Below are 16,266 nucleotides of genomic sequence, written 5' to 3'. Positions count from 1 at the left end.
AGACTCAAATGATGTTGAACTAATAATATTCTAATCAATCTAAGATGTCAAGCTTTTTTAAAAAATTATTCATCATGTGCCAGCCATGGCCAACTTCATCGATACTATGGGCGTCAGAGCCAAAGACAATTGGTAATTGAGCATTCAATGCTCGATTTAAAATCTGTTCACCAGGATAAAAATCATTACAAAATTTTTTATAAAGTCCCGCTGAATTATAATCTAAACTCAAATTATGCTTTTGCATTTGAGCTATGATTTGATCAACAATTTTTAAATTATCATCATCAAACAATTCTGGTAAATTAAAATAATCTTGATACTTTTTAATTAAACTAATGTGTCCCAATTCAAGTGGTTTTTGATGTTCCCAATTAACACTGGCGCTATCTAAGACCGTATTTAAGTATCTTTGGTATAACTTTTGGGGGTGCTTAAGATCAACGTTAAAGCCATCAATTAATTCTTCAGGAGCATAATCAATGCCCCAGTATTGACCATCATCCGCTTGTAAATAGTGGACTGATAAAATATTATTTTGGGTCACTGGTTCGTACTGTTCAATAAAGTGCTTCGTTTCAGCTTCAAAGCCACTTAAATATTCAATTTCAAATCCAACACTGATTTTAATTTGAGATTGATACTCATTTTGCAGCTCCACCGCTAGTTTCAAATAATCATCAACCTGGTCATTATTTAGACCTTCAGTAGCAATATTATCTGGCAATCCTCCATAGACTCGGTCAAAATGTTCAGGCATTGGAGCGTGCTCAGTAATATGATATTCGCTAAAACCAAGTTCAATTGCACGTTCAATCATTTTGCGAGTCGCTTCACCGCTGCCATGCGGACATAATTCCGTGTGGGTGTGTCCATCAACTTTAAGCATTAAAATCACTCCATTTTAGTTTAATCATACCATTTAATCAAATGAAATTAAATGAGAAAATTATTAGAGTGAACTTTACATATTGTTATAAAAGATTTATAATTTCTTAACTTGACTATGCAAACATCAAGAGCAAACTATCGAGGAGGAATGCCCAATGTTTAGTAAAATCGGTAATATTATTTTTCAAAATGAAGCTGTTGCAAGAATCTCTGACTTTAGAATGGGGATCGAAATTGAAATGGATCGAGCAGATGAAGATGGTCACCTCAGCTCTGAACCATACCCAGATACGATTGGCGATGCCCATAGTAACCCCTGGATTACAGAGGACTTTTTGGTTGCCATGTCCGAAGTGGTAACACCATCAGCCGATAGCCCCATCGATGCAATGCATTACCTATATCGGATCAATAATGCATTGCGGAATGCACTCGCCCCTGGTGAAATCCTTTGGCCGTTGTCAATGCCACCGATTATGCCTAAAAATAAAACCAATGATATGTTGGCGGATTCCACTACAGAAAAACACGAATTTTTAATTAAGTTGGTTAAACTCCATCATGGAATGGCGAAGTTCTTACCCTGCGGTGCTCACATTAATTTAAGTATCAATGACCATATTATTGATTTAATCCAAGCCCAAATGAGCGACAAGTTCAATAACAAACAAGAAGTAAAAGATTACTTATATATGCGATTAGGGCAGGGATTCGTTCGATACCGTTGGTTACTTACATACTTATTTGGGGCCAGTCCCATCGCTGAGCAAAACTACTACGATGAAGACGTGGGACCAGATCATCCCATCCGTAGCCTCCGCCAAAGTCAACGGTATGGTTATGGAGCTAAATTTTTGGTCGATTACACCAGCATCGATAAATACATTCAATCAATTCAAGATGCCGTTAAAAATAAACTCATGATTAGGGATTCAGAAGGCCAAGGACCCATTCGGTTCAGGGGTGGCAAAGACCTTGCGGATTTAAGAAACACGGGAATTCAGTATCTCGAATTGCGAATGTTGGATTTAGATCCTGACAGTGAGATTGGTATCCAGACCGACACGATTCGATTCGTTCGGATAATGGCAAGTTATTTTATAATGAATCCACCATTAAAGCAATCAGCGGTTAATGAAACCCTCGCACAATCCAACCAGTTAAATGACGAAGTGGCTAGTGAACATCCCAATCAGTTCGCTCACCAAAAGCAAGCGATTTCATTTATTCAACGCTTAAAACTATTCGTTGATCAGATTCAAGCTGGACCTGAATTTAACGAGGTTATTAAAAAAATGGAGTTACGGATTCGCTATCCTGAATTGACCCCAAGCGCGCAACTAATTAAACACATTAAAAACAATTCATTAGTTGATTATGCAGTTGAGCTAGGGATTAAGTATCAAAAAAGTGCGTTAATGGCGTTAAGGCCATTTGATGGTTTTGATGATACTAAGCAGCCAACTGCTGAAGAATTAAAGAAATACCTATTTCGGAGTTCGTTTAAATCTTAGTAAGAGCAGGGGCATAAATGAAAACCAATTCATTTATGGCTCTTTTAGTTTGCAATTAAATAATATTAGTCGTTTATCCATTAATAAATTTAATACTAGTATTTGATATTTAAATCGTCCTTTACATATTTGTCTAAAAGATTTATAATATTCTAACCGAATTCTAATAATGAATTTAGTGAAAATCTCAAGGAGGGATGCCAATGTTTAGTAAGATTGGTAATGTTATTTTTGAAAATGAGGCGGTTGCAAGAACCTCTGATTTTAGGATGGGCTTGGAAATTGAAATGGATCGGGCGGATGAAACCGGCCACCTAAGTTCCGAACCATATCCAGATACGATCGGTGATGCCCATAGTAATCCATGGATCACTGAAGACTTTCTCGTCGCAATGTCCGAAGTCGTGACCCCACCTGCTAACAGTCCGTTAGATGCGATGCACTATTTATACCGCATCAATAATGCGTTAAGGAATGCGTTAGCCCCCGGTGAAATCTTATGGCCGTTATCAATGCCACCAATCATGCCCAAAAATAAAAGTAATGATTTATTAGCAGATTCGACCCAAGAAAAACATGACTTTTTAGTTAACTGGGTTAAGTTACATCACGGGATGGCCCAAGCGTTACCATGTGGAGCACATATTAATTTAAGTATTCACGACCATGTCATTAAATTGATTCGTTCTAAAATGAGCGATACATTTGAAACTGATCAAGATGTAAAGGATTATTTATACATGCGATTAGGACAAGGTTTTGTAAGATATAGATGGCTAATTACATACCTATTTGGTGCTAGTCCAATTGCCGAAAAGAACTACTATGACGAAGATAAGGGGCCAGACCATCCAATTCGAAGCCTTCGGCAAAGTCACCGTTACGGATACGGAGCCAAATTTTTGGTTGACTACACCAGTATTGATAAATACATTAAATCAATTCATGATGCTGTTAAACATAAGCTAATGATTAGAGCATCAGAAGGTCAGGGCCCAATTCGGTTTAGAGGTGGCAAGGATCTGGATGATTTGAAAAATACTGGAATTCAGTATCTCGAACTACGAATGCTCGACTTAGACCCTAGTAGTGCCATTGGAATCAAGACCAATACGATTCGTTTCATTCGACTAATGGCTAGTTACTTTATTATGAATCCACCTTTGAAGCAGTCTGCAGTGAATTCGGCCTTAGACAAGGCGAATCACTTAAACGACGAGGTCGCAAGCGAAGATCCAAATCACTTTGCCCATCAAGTTCAGGCCATTTCATTTATTGAACGCTTAAAATTATTCGTTGACCAACTTCAAGCAGGCCCAGAATATACAGAAGTGATTCAAGAAATGGAACTCAGGATTAGATATCCAAAGCTAACACCAAGTGCTCAGCTCCTTGAGCATATGAAGGATGGTTCATTAGTTGATTATGCTGTTTCACTAGGCATCAAATATCAAAGAAGTGCGTTAGTAGCGTTAAGACCCTTCGATGGTTTTGATACTACTAAACAACCCACCGCCGATGAATTAAAGAAATATCTATTTAGAAATTCATTTAAATCATAATCAAACGCCCCTAGATGAAATAAGTTCACCTTGGGGCGTTTTTTTATAGAAAATTGGCAATCCCACCTTCAGTCAACTTCACCGAAGTATCAATAGCATCAGACATTGATATCTGCTTCCCATTATTGATCCATTCCCGATAAACATTGAGGCCGGTTTGTTGAATAAATGAAGTGACCATCTTTTGTTGCCATTCGGATAAGTTTTGAAACTGCTGTGACTGCCCCCAGGTCTTACCCATTACTTCATCAATCATTTCCTGGCGAATCCCGACGTATGGGATGTTCGTACTGATTGTAATCTTTTCATATGCTTGATCTTGGTTGACTGAATACTCAAAAAACGTTTGAATACTTTTCGCTAAATCAAGTGGATATTGATAATCTTTGGTCAATGCTAAGTAGCCTCTTGAATACTCAGATTGAATTTCAGCCAATAGTGCATCTAAAGTTGGATAATAACGATAAAAAGTTTTTTTATTAATTTGCGCCCGTTCTGCCAGTTCCTTGACGGTGATCTTGGCATAATCTTTTTCACAAATTAATGTTTTAAAAGCATCATGAATGCTGTTGATCGTTCTTTGAATCCGTAAGTCTTCATGACCAGTTAATTCCATATCCCATATCCACCCCGTTAATTAAAATTGTGTATGATCTAATTATAATGCTAAAATAAAAATAAAATTTATAGAAAGCCTGTTAGTTAATGAGTCTCAAACGCAAAATTACAATTATAATTAGTATCCTCCTCGGAATCATATTCATTATTTTATGTGCTGCTAGTGTCTATCTGTACACCGTCGTATCGGTCCCTAGTCATAAATCATTTTTATCTAATAATCAGATCACCAGCAAAAACCCACTGTACAGCAATCAGCAATGGTTCTTAAAAGCGCATAAACAGCGTTGGTATCAAGAATCAGCCACCGGGCATCTGAAGTTAGACGCATACTATATTCCAGCAGCCACCAAGACTAATCAAACTGCAGTAATTGCCCATGGTTATATGGGGAATAAGGATGAAATGGGGGTTTATGGCGCCCTTTTTCATCAACTCGGCTATAACGTTTTAATTCCAGATGACCGTGGGCAAGGTGATAGTCAGGGTAACTATGTCGGGTATGGATGGCCTGATCGCCTTGATTACATTAAATGGATCAATAAGGTCATTAAGTACAATGGCCAAAGTTCTAAAATCATCATGTTTGGTGTCAGTATGGGTGGAGCAACGACTATGATGACCAGTGGCCAACCGAATGTTCCCCACCAAGTCAAAGCATTTATTGAAGACTGTGGATATGATAGCATTCATAATGAATTAAGATATGAAGCCAAACAACTATACCATCTCCCCCTAATTCCATTTTATCCAATCGAACCGATGGTTAGTCTGATCAACAAGGTCAAAAACGGCTTTTTCTATGAGGATGGCAATGCTTTGAAACAAGTTGTTAAAAACCATAAACCAATGTTATTCATTCATGGTAGCAATGATCATTTTGTGCCCACTAAAATGGTCTACCCCCTCTATCGAGCCACCAAGGGTCCAAAGGAACTATTAATCGTTAAGGGCGCTGCCCATGCGCAGTCTTTCCAACATAATAAACAACTATACGAGGAAACAATTCGCAAATTTTTGGCTAAATACGTTAAATAATTAGTTAGTAAAAAGCGAGTTAGCAAGTTAATTCCCTGCTACTCGCTTTTTTACTACAATTTGTTCAGTAAATTCAGTCGAATTAAATCATAGCTCGCCTTTAAAATATCGTTCCGCGAATAGTTTCGTGAATCAGCTAAGTGTAATTTTAATAGGTTGACTAGGGTCCCCGTTAAATAGACGGCAATAATTTTTTTTTGCTTTTCATTCAGGGTAAAATTAAGCTTACTAATTGTTTTATAATTCATGGTATTAAAAAAAAGTTCCAATTTATTAATAAAATGAATATCACCATGATCACTTAATAAAAAATGAATCGTTTTGCGGTGTTGATCGAATATATCAATGATCTGACCAAGCAACAAGCCATCTGCCAATCGCTTCCGAATCGAATGAATATCCATATTAACAATATCCATTTGGCATTGAGCGACCTGGTCTAAAATATGCGCTTCCACGCGCGTGATCACATCATATTTATCATTAAAATAACGATAAAAAGTGCCCCGTTTGATGCCCACATTATTTACGATCTCGTTAACCGTTATTTTTGCTAACCCCTTTGCATCTGCAAGTGTAATTGTCCAGTCAACTATGCTTTGAATTGTTCGATTCCGTTTATTATATTCCCCCATCAAAACGGCCCTCCTTCATAAAAATGAACATTTCCCCAATTTTGTTCATTTTATCAAATCAAAATTACATTAATATATATCATATCAATAATAAGGAGGAATTACGATGATGAACAAAGAAATCCTTTTCCAACACGGGACTGGGGCATTAATCGTCCCAGGCTTATTTGATGGAACGTTAACGATTGGCGATTTATTAAAGCATGGTGATACAGGAATCGGAAGTGGCGCGGGATTAGATGGTGAATTAGTCATTAACAACGGTCAACCATTCCTGATTCATGGCGATGGGAACGTTGAAATTGTGAACGATCAATTTAGCGTTCCATTTGCCAACGCCCACTTTGCTAATTACCAAATTGAAAATAACGTTCAAATCGCTAATTATAATGCCCTCGGTGATCACATATTTAGTAACCATCAATATCGAAATTTAATGTTTTCTGCCAAATTACATGGGCGTTTCGATTACGTTAAAGTCCGCTCCGTATTCAAACAAAAGAAGCCTTACCCTTCGTTAGTTAAAACAGCTGAAAGTGAAAAGATATTTGAAGCAGAAACAATCTATGGCACATTAATTGCTTATTACTATCCAGATGCATTTAGCAAGCTTGTCGTGCCTGGTTTTCACGCCCACTTCATCTCAGATGATTTCAAGTTGGGCGGCCATCTGATGAATTTCAAAGGATTTAGTGGTGTTCTTGGCACCCAGGAATTTAATAATTTAAATTTAGAGCTCCCCAATGATAATGAGGATTATCGGACTCATGACTTTTCAAATGACGATATTGAAGCAGCCATCAACAAAGCCGAAAAAGAATAAACCAAAAAGGGATTTTGATCTGACCCATTCGGTCAGCAAAATCCCTTTTTATTATTTCATATTCGGACTCAATTGTTTATCGTTACCCACTCGTTCCCATTTCAACAGTAACGAACTAAATACCACTGAAATTGAACTTAGCGCCATTGCCATCCCGGCAATTTCTGGACTAAGGGTTAGGCCGATAAAATAAAACATCCCGGCTGCAATTGGGATCCCCAATACATTGTAAATAAAGGCCCAAAAGAGGTTCAGTTTAATCCGATTAAACGTTTTATGACTTAACGTTAACGCCCGACTAACATCTTGCAAATCATTTTTCATCAATACGATGCCGCCAGATTCAATTGCAATATCAGTTCCAGACCCCATTGCAATTCCAACATCAGCAGTTGACAATGCCGGTGCATCATTAATTCCATCGCCAACAAAGGCCACCTTGCGTGCTTGTTGAAGCTTTTGAACAGCCTTTGCCTTTTCATCAGGCAACACATTAGCGATGATACGGTCAATTCCGACTTGTTGGCCGATCACATCAGCCACTTGTTGGTTATCTCCAGTTAACATCACTGTTTGCAACCCCTGTTTCTTTAAAGCAGCAATTGCCTGCTTGGCACCATCCTTTGGGGTGTCTTGAATACCAATCAAACCGAGCACCTTATGTGCATCCCCAACGTATACAACGGTCTTGGCAGCTTTTTGTAGTTCATCTGCACTCCGCTGTAAATCGTCACTAATTGATAAAGCACCAATTTTACCAACCGTGAATGATTGGCCGTTCAGATCGGCACGAACACCTTGACCGCTAATCGAAGTGAAGTTTTTTACTGAAACAAGATTGACATTTAATTGCTTAGCGTATTTGACCACCGCACTGGCGAGAGGATGTTCTGAATCATGCTCTAAACTAGCAGCAATCTGAAGCACCCGTTCTTGATCACCAATGACATCAACAACTTGGGGTTTCCCCTTGGTAATCGTACCGGTTTTATCAAAGACAACCGTTTGGATGCCATCAACGGCTTCCAAAACTTCCCCATTTTTAATCAAGATACCCATTTGAGCACCACGACCAGTTCCCACCATCAATGCGGTTGGGGTGGCTAACCCAAGTGCACATGGACATGCGATCACTACGACTGAGACAGCAAAGACCAAGGCCTGAGCAACTGGAGCGTTTAATAAAACGAACCATACTAAAAACGTGATGATTGCAACGATTAATACGATTGGAACAAAAAAGTCAGAAACCCGATCGGTCAAATTTTGAATGGGAGCATGGCTATTTTGGGCTTTTTTAACTAGTTCCACGATTTGAGATAGCATCGTTTCGCTCCCCACTTTTTCAGCACGGAACTCCAAAGTCCCATTATTGTTGATCGTTGATCCAATTACCTGATCGCCAACGTGCTTTTCAACGGGGATGCTTTCACCAGTCACCATTGATTCATCGATTGAAGAAGCACCCTTTAAAATAACCCCATCCACAGCAATTTTTTCACCAGGTCTGACCTTGATGGTATCACCCTTTGTCACTTCTGAAACGGGGCGTTTTTGAAATTGACCATTCCGTAGGACCATTGCATCCTTTGCCTGTAAGTTTAACAACTGCTCAATTGCCTTTGAAGCGCCCTTGCGCATCCGCGTTTCTAATCCCTGTCCTAGTAAAATAAAGGTCGTTACGAATGCAGCCGTTTCAAAGAACACTGGCTGATGGTTTAACATTGCATAAATACTAAATAGGTACGCAGTTGCGGTTCCGATTGCCACCAGCGTATCCATATTAGAGTGATGTTTTTTGAACGATGCCAACGCACTTTGCAAAAATGGTCTAGTAGCGACTAGCATAATCACCGTTGTGAGTAGTAATTCAGTCACATAGCCACCTGGTAACATCCAACCATCTAGCGGCATCAAGATCATTTGAATTAACATCGGCAAAGATAAGAGCAACGAAATGTAAAACCGCTGCATGGTAGTCATTATTTAACCACTACCTTTCCGTGGACCATGTTCATTCCACAGCTAAAATCAAATTCACCAGTTTGATCAGTATTTACATCGAATGTTTGTGGTTCATTTAATGGTAGTTCGGACTTAAATCCTAAATCACTGGACTGAACAGTATCTAAACAGCCCTGATCACTATTCCGCACAAAACTAAGCTTGGCTGGCACGCCCTGCTTTAAATTTACAACGGCTGGTTGGTAACCACCATCAACAACAACTGTTACAACTTGTTCTTTTTCACTCATATCATTTACCTCCATTATTTAACAACTACTTTGCCATGAAACATATCCATCCCACAGGCCCACTGATAAGTGCCCGGCTTGCTGGTGTCGATATTAATTGATTCGGTCTGATTTTTGGGTAACGCTTGGTTAATCCCAAAATCATTGAAAACAACGTGGTCTAAACATCCCGATGCGTCCTTGCGGGTAAAATTGAGGGTCGCTGGGATTCCAACTTGAAGCTCGACCGTCTCGGGAGAATACCCGCCGTTCACTTCAATGTCAACGGTTTGATGGTTATCAACCACTGCTGAAGTTTCACTATCTTGAGCATGGGGGCCAAAGTACCACCATAAAATGAATCCAATTAATAATAAACCAATTATTAGTACCATTAATTTAACCACTTTGCGAACCACTCCTTTCAACTCTTGTTTACATGTGTAAACTTAACTATGCTTATATCCTAGCGCTGTTGTTTACATTTGTCAACAATAACCACAAAAAAATGTTGGACCATTATTGATCCAACATTTTCTGATGCTATTTAATTTGGTCAAAAGCTTGCTTCAGGTCTGCCTTTAGGTCCGCAACTGATTCAAGACCAACTGAGTATCGTAACAAACCATCAGTGATGCCCCGCGCATGCCGTTCGGCCGGACTCATTTCGGCATGGGACATCTTCGGTGGGTATGAAATGATGGATTCGACCGCACCTAATGAAACTGAGAAGACTGGAATTTTAATTAGGTCAACTAACTTTCGGACATTATCTTCACTGCCAATATCAAAGGAAAGCACCGCTCCACCCGAAACAGCTTGGGATAGTTGAACTTGGTGTTCTGGTGATGATGGGAGGCCAGGATAATTCACCTTGGTAACTAGTGGCTGTTCTTCTAACCACTTTGCTAGTTCAAGTGCATTTGCAGATTCCTTTTCCATTCTTACGGCAAGGGTTTTAATGCCCCGCAGCAATAACCAACAATCAGAGATTCCGAGGGTGGCACCCATTGCATTTTGCAAAAAGTAAACTTGTGCGCCTAGTTGTTCGTCCTTAGTGACGATCAAACCGGCTAAGATATCACTATGCCCCGCTAAGAACTTAGTGCCACTATGCAATACTAAGTCAGCCCCCAAATCGAGTGGCTTTTGTAAAATCGGTGTCATGAAGGTGTTATCTACAAATGCAAGTGCGTCGTGTTCATGAGCAATTTTAGCCACATCTGAAATATTGGTTACCTGCAGCGTTGGGTTCGAAGGTGTTTCAATGTATACGACCTTTGTGTTGGGCTGAAAAGCATTCTTTAATGCATCTTCATCTCCCAGATCCACAAACGTATACTCAATTCCATACTTGACTAACACTTGAGTGACGAGGCGAAAAGTCCCCCCGTACACATTCTTGGTCAAGATAATGTGATCACCTTGGTTCAAGGTCAATAGGGCCGTTGAAATGGCAGCCATCCCCGTAGCAAAAGCAAAGCCACGCGTGCCGTTTTCTAGACTGGCGATACTTGCTTCTAAAACATCGCGGGTCGGGTTACCACTTCTGGAGTAGTCCCACTTTCCAAAATGATCGAAATCCCGTTGCTCAAAAGTGGATGATAATTGAATTGGTGGGTTAATTGCACCAGTTTCTGGATCTGGTTTAGTAGTGCTTTTAATAACCTTGGTCCAATCAGAAAACTGTTTATTTGCCATCTAGATTCACCTCCGTTTGCTTAGCAGCAACGGCTAAAGAATGGTTCAAGTCATGAATCAAATCTTCACTGGCTTCGATTCCACATGAAATCCGTAAAAGATTATCAGTAATGCCAGCTGCTGCACGTACTTCGGGACTAAGATTGGCATGGGTCTGAATCGCAGGGACGGTTACAAGACTTTCAGTTCCACCCAAACTTTCTGCAAAGGAGATGACCGTCAAATTCTGTAAGAATTGATCAACGTCGACTTCAGGTTTAACATATACGCTCACCATTCCACCACGTCCTGGGTAGCGAACTGATTCTACTAAATCGGAATTATTCAAATCAGCTACAATTGCTTGCGCATTTTCCTCTTGTTTGTGTAACCGCAGAGGAAGCGTTTTCAAACTCCGAATTAGTAACCATGAATCAAATGGTGCTAAGTTCGATCCAATTGTAATTAAATTCTGACCAATTACTTCTGCAGTTGCTTCTGACTTACAAATTACTACTCCGGCAAGTAAATCATTATGTCCAGATAAGTATTTAGTAGCACTGTGAACGACAATGTCAGCTCCAAGGTTCAACGGTTGTTGAATCAAAGGGGTAAAGAATGTATTATCAACGATCAATTGGGCATTGACTTCATGGGCGTGACTGGCAACCTCTTCAATATTAATGACCTTCATCGTCGGATTGGAAGGAGTTTCAATCCAGACTGCCTTTGCGTCATCTTGTAATAGGCGGTCTAATTCTTGATAGTCATGGCCATCCCACTTACTAAAGCGAAGATGATAGTGTTTCGTCAATAGATCAAAAAACCTAAATGAACCACCATATAGATCATCTGAAACGACGATGTGATCGCCAGTATTGAACTGGGTAAAAACTAGTTGAATCGCAGCCATTCCTGATGAAACCGCATAGGCCTTACAGCCATTTTCTAACTGTGCCAAGACATTTTCTAATACGTCACGAGTTGGTTCGGTCATTCTGGAATAATCGTATCCAGTTGATTTACCCAAACCCGCATGCCGATACGCAGTGGAAAAATAAAGGGGCATCGAAATCGAACCCGTCACGTTATCAATGCGGTTGCCCGCTTGCGCCAAAATCGTATCAATCTTCTTTTGCCATTTACAATCACTACACATAAAATCACTTACCTTTCAAACGTTTTAGTATTAAACCTTATCTAAAGCCTGCTTCAAATCTGCGATTAGATCATCTGCATTTTCAATTCCAATTGAAATCCGAATTAGATCTGGAGTCACCCCAGCTGCTTTGAGTTGTTCATCATTCAACTGTGCATGCGTAGTTGAAGCGGGATGAATAATCAATGACTTTGCATCAGCCACATTCGCCAATAGGGAGAATAACTGAAGGTGACTAATTAATTCCTTTCCTGCTTTTTCACCACCAGTCAAGCCGATCGTAAAGATTGAACCCACACCCTTAGGAAAGTACTTTTCAGCAAGCTTGTGGTACTTGCTATCCTTTAGTGCTGGATACTTGATCCAAGCGACTTTTGGATGGTGAGCTAAGAAGTCCACCACTTTTTCGGTGTTCTCAACGTGTCTTTGGACCCGCAATGATAATGATTCTAGCCCTTGTAATAACAAGAAAGAGTTGAAAGGACTAATCGTTGCCCCGAGGTCCCGCAATGTTTCTGCGCGCACCTTGGTGGTGAATGCCGCACCCTTTAAATCAGCAAATACTAAGCCGTTATATTGATCATTGGGTTCGGTAAATCCAGGATACTTACCACTCGCTTTGTAATCAAACTTACCATTTTCAACGATAACTCCACCCATCGTCGTTCCATGGCCACCAATGAATTTAGTGGCAGAGTGTACGACCACGTCAGCACCATGTTCTAATGGTTGAATCAAGTATGGGGTGCCAAAGGTATTATCAACAATGAATAAGATCTTGTTATCATGGGCAATTTTGGCAATTGCTTCAAAATCGACCAAATTAATATTGGGATTACCAATACTTTCCACATAAACCGCCTTCGTCTTAGGGGTAATTGCTTTCGCGAAGTTTTCTGGATCATCTGGATCTACAAAGTGCGTTGTAATTCCTAGCTTAGGAAGGGTAACCGCAAATAGATCATAGGTTCCACCATAAAGGGTACTAGCAGAAACGATCTCATCGCCTTGCCCCGCAATATTTAAAATTGCAGCTGTAATGGCCGCAGAACCAGTTGCTAGGGTAACCCCGGACGTTCCATTTTCAAGGGCGGCCACCCTTTTATCAACTACGTCGGTCGTGGGGTTGGTAAGCCGTGTATAAATGTTTCCTGGTTCTTTCAAGCCAAATCGATCGGCTGCTTGTTTGGCATCCTTGAATACAAATGAAGTGGTTTGGTAAATTGGAACCGCTCTAGCTCCTGTTTCTTGATCTACCACCTGTCCTGCGTGAACCTGAAGCGTTTCAAAGTGCAATTTTTTTTCTGTCATATTCTAATTCCTCACTTTCAATTAAATCAATCCAGTTTTGATATAGTTGGATACTACTGTTTTGCCAAGTGTTATTGATCTGGTGAACCCGATCATAATAATTTGCTGGTGCATCGATCGCTGAATGTTTTGCTAGGTCCCGATGGTATTCTGCATCCAAGGTATCTAAGCTATATTCAGGGTGGCCGCTTAAATACGTTTGCCTTTTTTCATCGGAATGCAAAATCAATGGGCCAGTGAAGCGATTATCAGCAGCAATGGTCAATCCTGCTGGGAGTGCATTGCGGTCGATCACTGATTGAGAATGTCTTGATTGGGGATTTATGAATCGAACTAAGTTATTACACAATCTACATTTATCATCAATGCTACTAGCTTGATAGATTCCAAATAACTTTTGCTTTAGTTCAATCTTTGGAATTCCAAAATCGGAGTACAACGCAGCCTGACAAGCCCAGCATTCGTTAATGGTTTGCTGAACATGTTTAGATGCCCAACGCTTGATTTCTAAAAATTCTTCCCAGTAATCAACATCTTCAAAGTTAATCTGTTCAACGGGGGCTCCAGTAACAATCAATCCATCGTAGTAGTTATTACAAACCTGCTGCAGACTACAATAACACTTGGCAACCTGTCCTTGATCAACCGTCTTAAAATGATGGGTCCGTGGGTACAAGAAAGTTACTTCAATATCTTGTTTCAATGAATTCAGGATATTCAAAAATTGCCATTCAGTTGTTTTTTTGGTCGGCATTAAATTTAAAATCAATACTTTCAATGGTTGATCTAATTTTTGATTGTTCCATTCATGATCATTTTTTAAAAATCCATTCTTAACGTTAACTGCCATTGCGATTTCCTCCCTTTCAAATAAAAAAAGCACCCCTAGAATTCGAAAAATTAATTTCAAACTCTAGGGGCGCTCTATGTAGTACGCGGTACCACCCTATATTAACTAGTCATATTGACTAATCATCTCCGGACACTGTAGTAGCTATCCTTCAACACTTTAACGGGTGTTAAGTCGTAAATGGCTCATTATCAAACTCACCACTTAAAATTACTCCAAGACCATCTTCAACACCAATTGAAATCCCTAATCTCATCAAACAAGGGTCTCTGTTAAAATCAACTTAGTGTTTACTCATCTTTTCTCAGTAACCTTTAATTAATATGTTAAAGATATAATAATCCGTTTAATATTGAATGTCAACAACAAAAATAAATTTTTTTAAGCTTAATTTTACATTAATACCGTATAACCAAATGATCGGTAATGGCTTGTTTCTTTTTAAAGTCAATGCTGTCATGTGAATAAACGGGATATTAATCTCAAATATCACTTACTTTTTATAATTATCAACGCTATATATTAAAGCATCTGGAGTTAGGATCACATAAGTTAAAAATAATCATTATAGGTTCAATTCAAACGCAAGCTGTTTTTGATTTCCATCGTAAATAACCCAAATAATGCCACGGTATTCAAAGCCAAACCGCTTTCCCAATTCTTGCATTCGTTTATTAACGGGGCTGGTATCAAAGCGAACGTTACGATACCCCTTCATTACCGAAACAGTAATTAAATTAGAAAGTAAGTACGAGCCCAAATGCATACCATGGTATTGGCTCGCAATTGCAATTCTATGGATAGTGGTATATTGCTCAGCAGGACGACTCCAACTGCCATCAATTTCTTGATAAGTTGGTTCGTCCACCGTCATCAGATATGCTGTTCCAGCAACGTTTCCATCAACAATTAAAACATAGCTAGACTCACTGTCGATATCTTCTAGCAGTGTTTCACGATTCGGATACCCGTTTTACCATTGATCACTACCATCTGCTTTTAGCAATTCCCGTGCTTCTTCAATAATTGATGTAACTTGATCTAAATCAGTGTCTCTAGCAACCATTAAGTAAATTTCAGCCATTATATTTCCTCCTTAAAATAAAAAAGTGCGCATTGAAAAGATGGAAAATTGATTCCAGTCGTTTCAACGGCACTGTTTATTGAGTTACGCCTGCACATACCAATATTTAAATATTTTTAGTGTAGAACATTATTTTCTAAAATGGTATTAACAGCGGCTTCAATTTGAATTTTGGCAATATCAAATGTCGCAACTGGTAAATCGGTTGGTTTAATAATGAGCGGTAACTCGGTGCATCCCAGAATCACCCCATCCAATTCATCGTCTATGATTAGCTGATCAATCATTTGAGTTAATTGCATTTTGGTATCTTGATTAACAATCCCATTTTCTAACTCACTTATAATTTTTAAATGTAACCAATTTTTTTCATCATGGCTTGGCAAGTAAATTTTAATTCCTGAATCTGTGAACGGCTTGCTAAAAAAATCGTTATTCATTGTAAACTTAGTTCCCAGTAATAATAGTCGGTGTAAATTTAGTTGCTTAGCTCGAGTTAAAGAAGTATCTACGATGCTTAGCAACGGCAATTTAGTTCGTGCCTGAATCTGCTTGAAAGCAATGTGAGGAGTATTGCCGCACATCAATCCAAAGTCGGCTCCCGATTGTTTTAAATAATCAGCAGCGCTACTCACGTAATCTGCAACTTGATTTATTTGATTGGCATCTAATAACTTGAACATATGATACATATTGATGCTTTCAATTGTGATTTCTGGTAACGATTGGGTACTCCCAATCTTTTCCTGGTAGCCCTTAATGATATCATTATAATATCGAATGGTTGCTTCAGGCCCAATCCCACCAATAATTCCTAATTTTTTCATTTTAATTTCCTCCGTTAGTTAATGTAACAATCACTTATTA

General features: G+C 39.2%; 16 protein-coding genes. 4 read left to right on the top strand and 12 right to left on the bottom strand.

Features of this window, described 5'->3' with window-relative positions:
- Positions 1 to 34 precede the first annotated feature (34 nt).
- Positions 35 to 889, bottom strand: coding sequence for a histidinol-phosphatase HisJ (hisJ, locus tag ACSVI6_RS08460; protein ID WP_491717331.1), 855 nt, complete (start codon positions 887 to 889; stop codon positions 35 to 37).
- Positions 890 to 1,046: 157 nt separating this feature from the next.
- Here hisJ and ACSVI6_RS08455 point away from each other — a divergent pair, with 157 nt between their 5' ends.
- Together ACSVI6_RS08455 and ACSVI6_RS08450 are read left to right on the top strand one after the other, a co-directional pair.
- Complete coding sequence (locus ACSVI6_RS08455; RefSeq protein ID WP_491717330.1) at positions 1,047 to 2,405, top strand: glutamate--cysteine ligase; 1,359 nt, start codon at positions 1,047 to 1,049, stop codon at positions 2,403 to 2,405.
- Positions 2,406 to 2,608: 203 nt separating this feature from the next.
- A complete protein-coding gene (locus tag ACSVI6_RS08450) occupies positions 2,609 to 3,967 on the top strand; it encodes a glutamate--cysteine ligase (RefSeq protein WP_491717329.1) in 1,359 nt (452 codons plus the stop codon).
- Positions 3,968 to 4,010: 43 nt separating this feature from the next.
- Here ACSVI6_RS08450 and ACSVI6_RS08445 read toward each other — a convergent pair whose 3' ends face one another.
- Positions 4,011 to 4,583 (bottom strand): TetR/AcrR family transcriptional regulator, encoded by a 573-nt coding sequence (locus ACSVI6_RS08445; protein WP_491721116.1) that lies wholly within the window; start codon positions 4,581 to 4,583, stop codon positions 4,011 to 4,013.
- An 89-nt stretch (positions 4,584 to 4,672) separates the two neighbouring features.
- Here ACSVI6_RS08445 and ACSVI6_RS08440 point away from each other — a divergent pair, with 89 nt between their 5' ends.
- On the top strand, positions 4,673 to 5,623 hold the full coding sequence (locus tag ACSVI6_RS08440) for an alpha/beta hydrolase (protein ID WP_491721115.1): 951 nt from the start codon (positions 4,673 to 4,675) through the stop codon (positions 5,621 to 5,623).
- 53 nt (positions 5,624 to 5,676) lie between these two features.
- Here the strand turns inward: ACSVI6_RS08440 and ACSVI6_RS08435 are convergent, their stop codons facing one another.
- Positions 5,677 to 6,258: a TetR/AcrR family transcriptional regulator gene (locus tag ACSVI6_RS08435; protein WP_491717326.1), complete on the bottom strand. Its 582-nt coding sequence runs from the start codon at positions 6,256 to 6,258 to the stop codon at positions 5,677 to 5,679.
- Between the two features lie 106 nt (positions 6,259 to 6,364).
- Between ACSVI6_RS08435 and budA the strand changes: the two genes are divergently transcribed.
- Positions 6,365 to 7,081 (top strand): acetolactate decarboxylase, encoded by a 717-nt coding sequence (gene budA / locus ACSVI6_RS08430; protein WP_491721114.1) that lies wholly within the window; start codon positions 6,365 to 6,367, stop codon positions 7,079 to 7,081.
- Positions 7,082 to 7,132: 51 nt separating this feature from the next.
- On the opposite strand, the gene ACSVI6_RS08425 is transcribed toward budA, so the two are convergent.
- From ACSVI6_RS08425 to ACSVI6_RS08385, 9 genes are all read right to left on the bottom strand, one after another.
- The gene (locus tag ACSVI6_RS08425) at positions 7,133 to 9,064 is read right to left on the bottom strand and encodes a copper-translocating P-type ATPase (RefSeq protein ID WP_491721113.1); all 1,932 of its coding nucleotides are present in this window, start codon (positions 9,062 to 9,064) and stop codon (positions 7,133 to 7,135) included.
- Positions 9,064 to 9,336: a cupredoxin domain-containing protein gene (locus ACSVI6_RS08420; RefSeq protein ID WP_491717323.1), complete on the bottom strand. Its 273-nt coding sequence runs from the start codon at positions 9,334 to 9,336 to the stop codon at positions 9,064 to 9,066. Before ACSVI6_RS08420 ends, ACSVI6_RS08425 begins: the two co-directional genes overlap by 1 nt.
- Positions 9,337 to 9,350: 14 nt before the next feature.
- Positions 9,351 to 9,722, bottom strand: a complete 372-nt coding sequence (locus ACSVI6_RS08415) for a cupredoxin domain-containing protein (protein ID WP_491721112.1) — start codon at positions 9,720 to 9,722, stop codon at positions 9,351 to 9,353.
- Positions 9,723 to 9,858: 136 nt separating this feature from the next.
- Positions 9,859 to 11,016, bottom strand: a complete 1,158-nt coding sequence (locus tag ACSVI6_RS08410) for an aminotransferase class V-fold PLP-dependent enzyme (RefSeq protein WP_491720199.1) — start codon at positions 11,014 to 11,016, stop codon at positions 9,859 to 9,861.
- On the bottom strand, positions 11,006 to 12,154 hold the full coding sequence (locus ACSVI6_RS08405; RefSeq protein ID WP_491720200.1) for an aminotransferase class I/II-fold pyridoxal phosphate-dependent enzyme: 1,149 nt from the start codon (positions 12,152 to 12,154) through the stop codon (positions 11,006 to 11,008). Before ACSVI6_RS08405 ends, ACSVI6_RS08410 begins: the two co-directional genes overlap by 11 nt.
- A 30-nt stretch (positions 12,155 to 12,184) precedes the next feature.
- Entirely contained in the window at positions 12,185 to 13,465 is a 1,281-nt protein-coding gene (locus ACSVI6_RS08400; protein ID WP_491721111.1) for an O-acetylhomoserine aminocarboxypropyltransferase/cysteine synthase family protein, read from the bottom strand.
- Positions 13,440 to 14,315, bottom strand: a complete 876-nt coding sequence (locus ACSVI6_RS08395) for a homoserine O-acetyltransferase/O-succinyltransferase family protein (protein ID WP_491717318.1) — start codon at positions 14,313 to 14,315, stop codon at positions 13,440 to 13,442. Before ACSVI6_RS08395 ends, ACSVI6_RS08400 begins: the two co-directional genes overlap by 26 nt.
- Positions 14,316 to 14,880: 565 nt before the next feature.
- Positions 14,881 to 15,252, bottom strand: coding sequence for a GNAT family N-acetyltransferase (locus ACSVI6_RS08390; RefSeq protein WP_491721158.1), 372 nt, complete (start codon positions 15,250 to 15,252; stop codon positions 14,881 to 14,883).
- 263 nt (positions 15,253 to 15,515) lie between these two features.
- Positions 15,516 to 16,226 carry an aspartate/glutamate racemase family protein gene (locus ACSVI6_RS08385; RefSeq protein WP_491721110.1) on the bottom strand — a complete coding sequence of 237 codons (711 nt, stop codon included), beginning with the start codon at positions 16,224 to 16,226 and terminating at the stop codon, positions 15,516 to 15,518.
- Positions 16,227 to 16,266 lie beyond the last annotated feature (40 nt).

The sequence above is a fragment of the Nicoliella sp. ESL1106 genome (genome assembly GCF_058509965.1).
Note: the sequence above shows the minus strand (reverse complement) of the source record. Positions and strands in the feature narration are given on the sequence as shown.

What these genes read in the sequence shown, in the direction of transcription:
- hisJ (WP_491717331.1), bottom strand. Translation starts at nt 889, where the DNA reads ATGCTTAAAGTTGATGGACACACCCACACGGAATTATGTCCGCATGGC.
- ACSVI6_RS08455 (WP_491717330.1), top strand. Translation starts at nt 1,047, where the DNA reads ATGTTTAGTAAAATCGGTAATATTATTTTTCAAAATGAAGCTGTTGCA.
- ACSVI6_RS08450 (WP_491717329.1), top strand. Translation starts at nt 2,609, where the DNA reads ATGTTTAGTAAGATTGGTAATGTTATTTTTGAAAATGAGGCGGTTGCA.
- ACSVI6_RS08445 (WP_491721116.1), bottom strand. Translation starts at nt 4,583, where the DNA reads ATGGAATTAACTGGTCATGAAGACTTACGGATTCAAAGAACGATCAAC.
- ACSVI6_RS08440 (WP_491721115.1), top strand. Translation starts at nt 4,673, where the DNA reads ATGAGTCTCAAACGCAAAATTACAATTATAATTAGTATCCTCCTCGGA.
- ACSVI6_RS08435 (WP_491717326.1), bottom strand. Translation starts at nt 6,258, where the DNA reads ATGGGGGAATATAATAAACGGAATCGAACAATTCAAAGCATAGTTGAC.
- budA (WP_491721114.1), top strand. Translation starts at nt 6,365, where the DNA reads ATGATGAACAAAGAAATCCTTTTCCAACACGGGACTGGGGCATTAATC.
- ACSVI6_RS08425 (WP_491721113.1), bottom strand. Translation starts at nt 9,064, where the DNA reads ATGACTACCATGCAGCGGTTTTACATTTCGTTGCTCTTATCTTTGCCG.
- ACSVI6_RS08420 (WP_491717323.1), bottom strand. Translation starts at nt 9,336, where the DNA reads ATGAGTGAAAAAGAACAAGTTGTAACAGTTGTTGTTGATGGTGGTTAC.
- ACSVI6_RS08410 (WP_491720199.1), bottom strand. Translation starts at nt 11,016, where the DNA reads ATGGCAAATAAACAGTTTTCTGATTGGACCAAGGTTATTAAAAGCACT.
- ACSVI6_RS08405 (WP_491720200.1), bottom strand. Translation starts at nt 12,154, where the DNA reads ATGTGTAGTGATTGTAAATGGCAAAAGAAGATTGATACGATTTTGGCG.
- ACSVI6_RS08400 (WP_491721111.1), bottom strand. Translation starts at nt 13,465, where the DNA reads ATGACAGAAAAAAAATTGCACTTTGAAACGCTTCAGGTTCACGCAGGA.
- ACSVI6_RS08395 (WP_491717318.1), bottom strand. Translation starts at nt 14,315, where the DNA reads ATGGCAGTTAACGTTAAGAATGGATTTTTAAAAAATGATCATGAATGG.
- ACSVI6_RS08385 (WP_491721110.1), bottom strand. Translation starts at nt 16,226, where the DNA reads ATGAAAAAATTAGGAATTATTGGTGGGATTGGGCCTGAAGCAACCATT.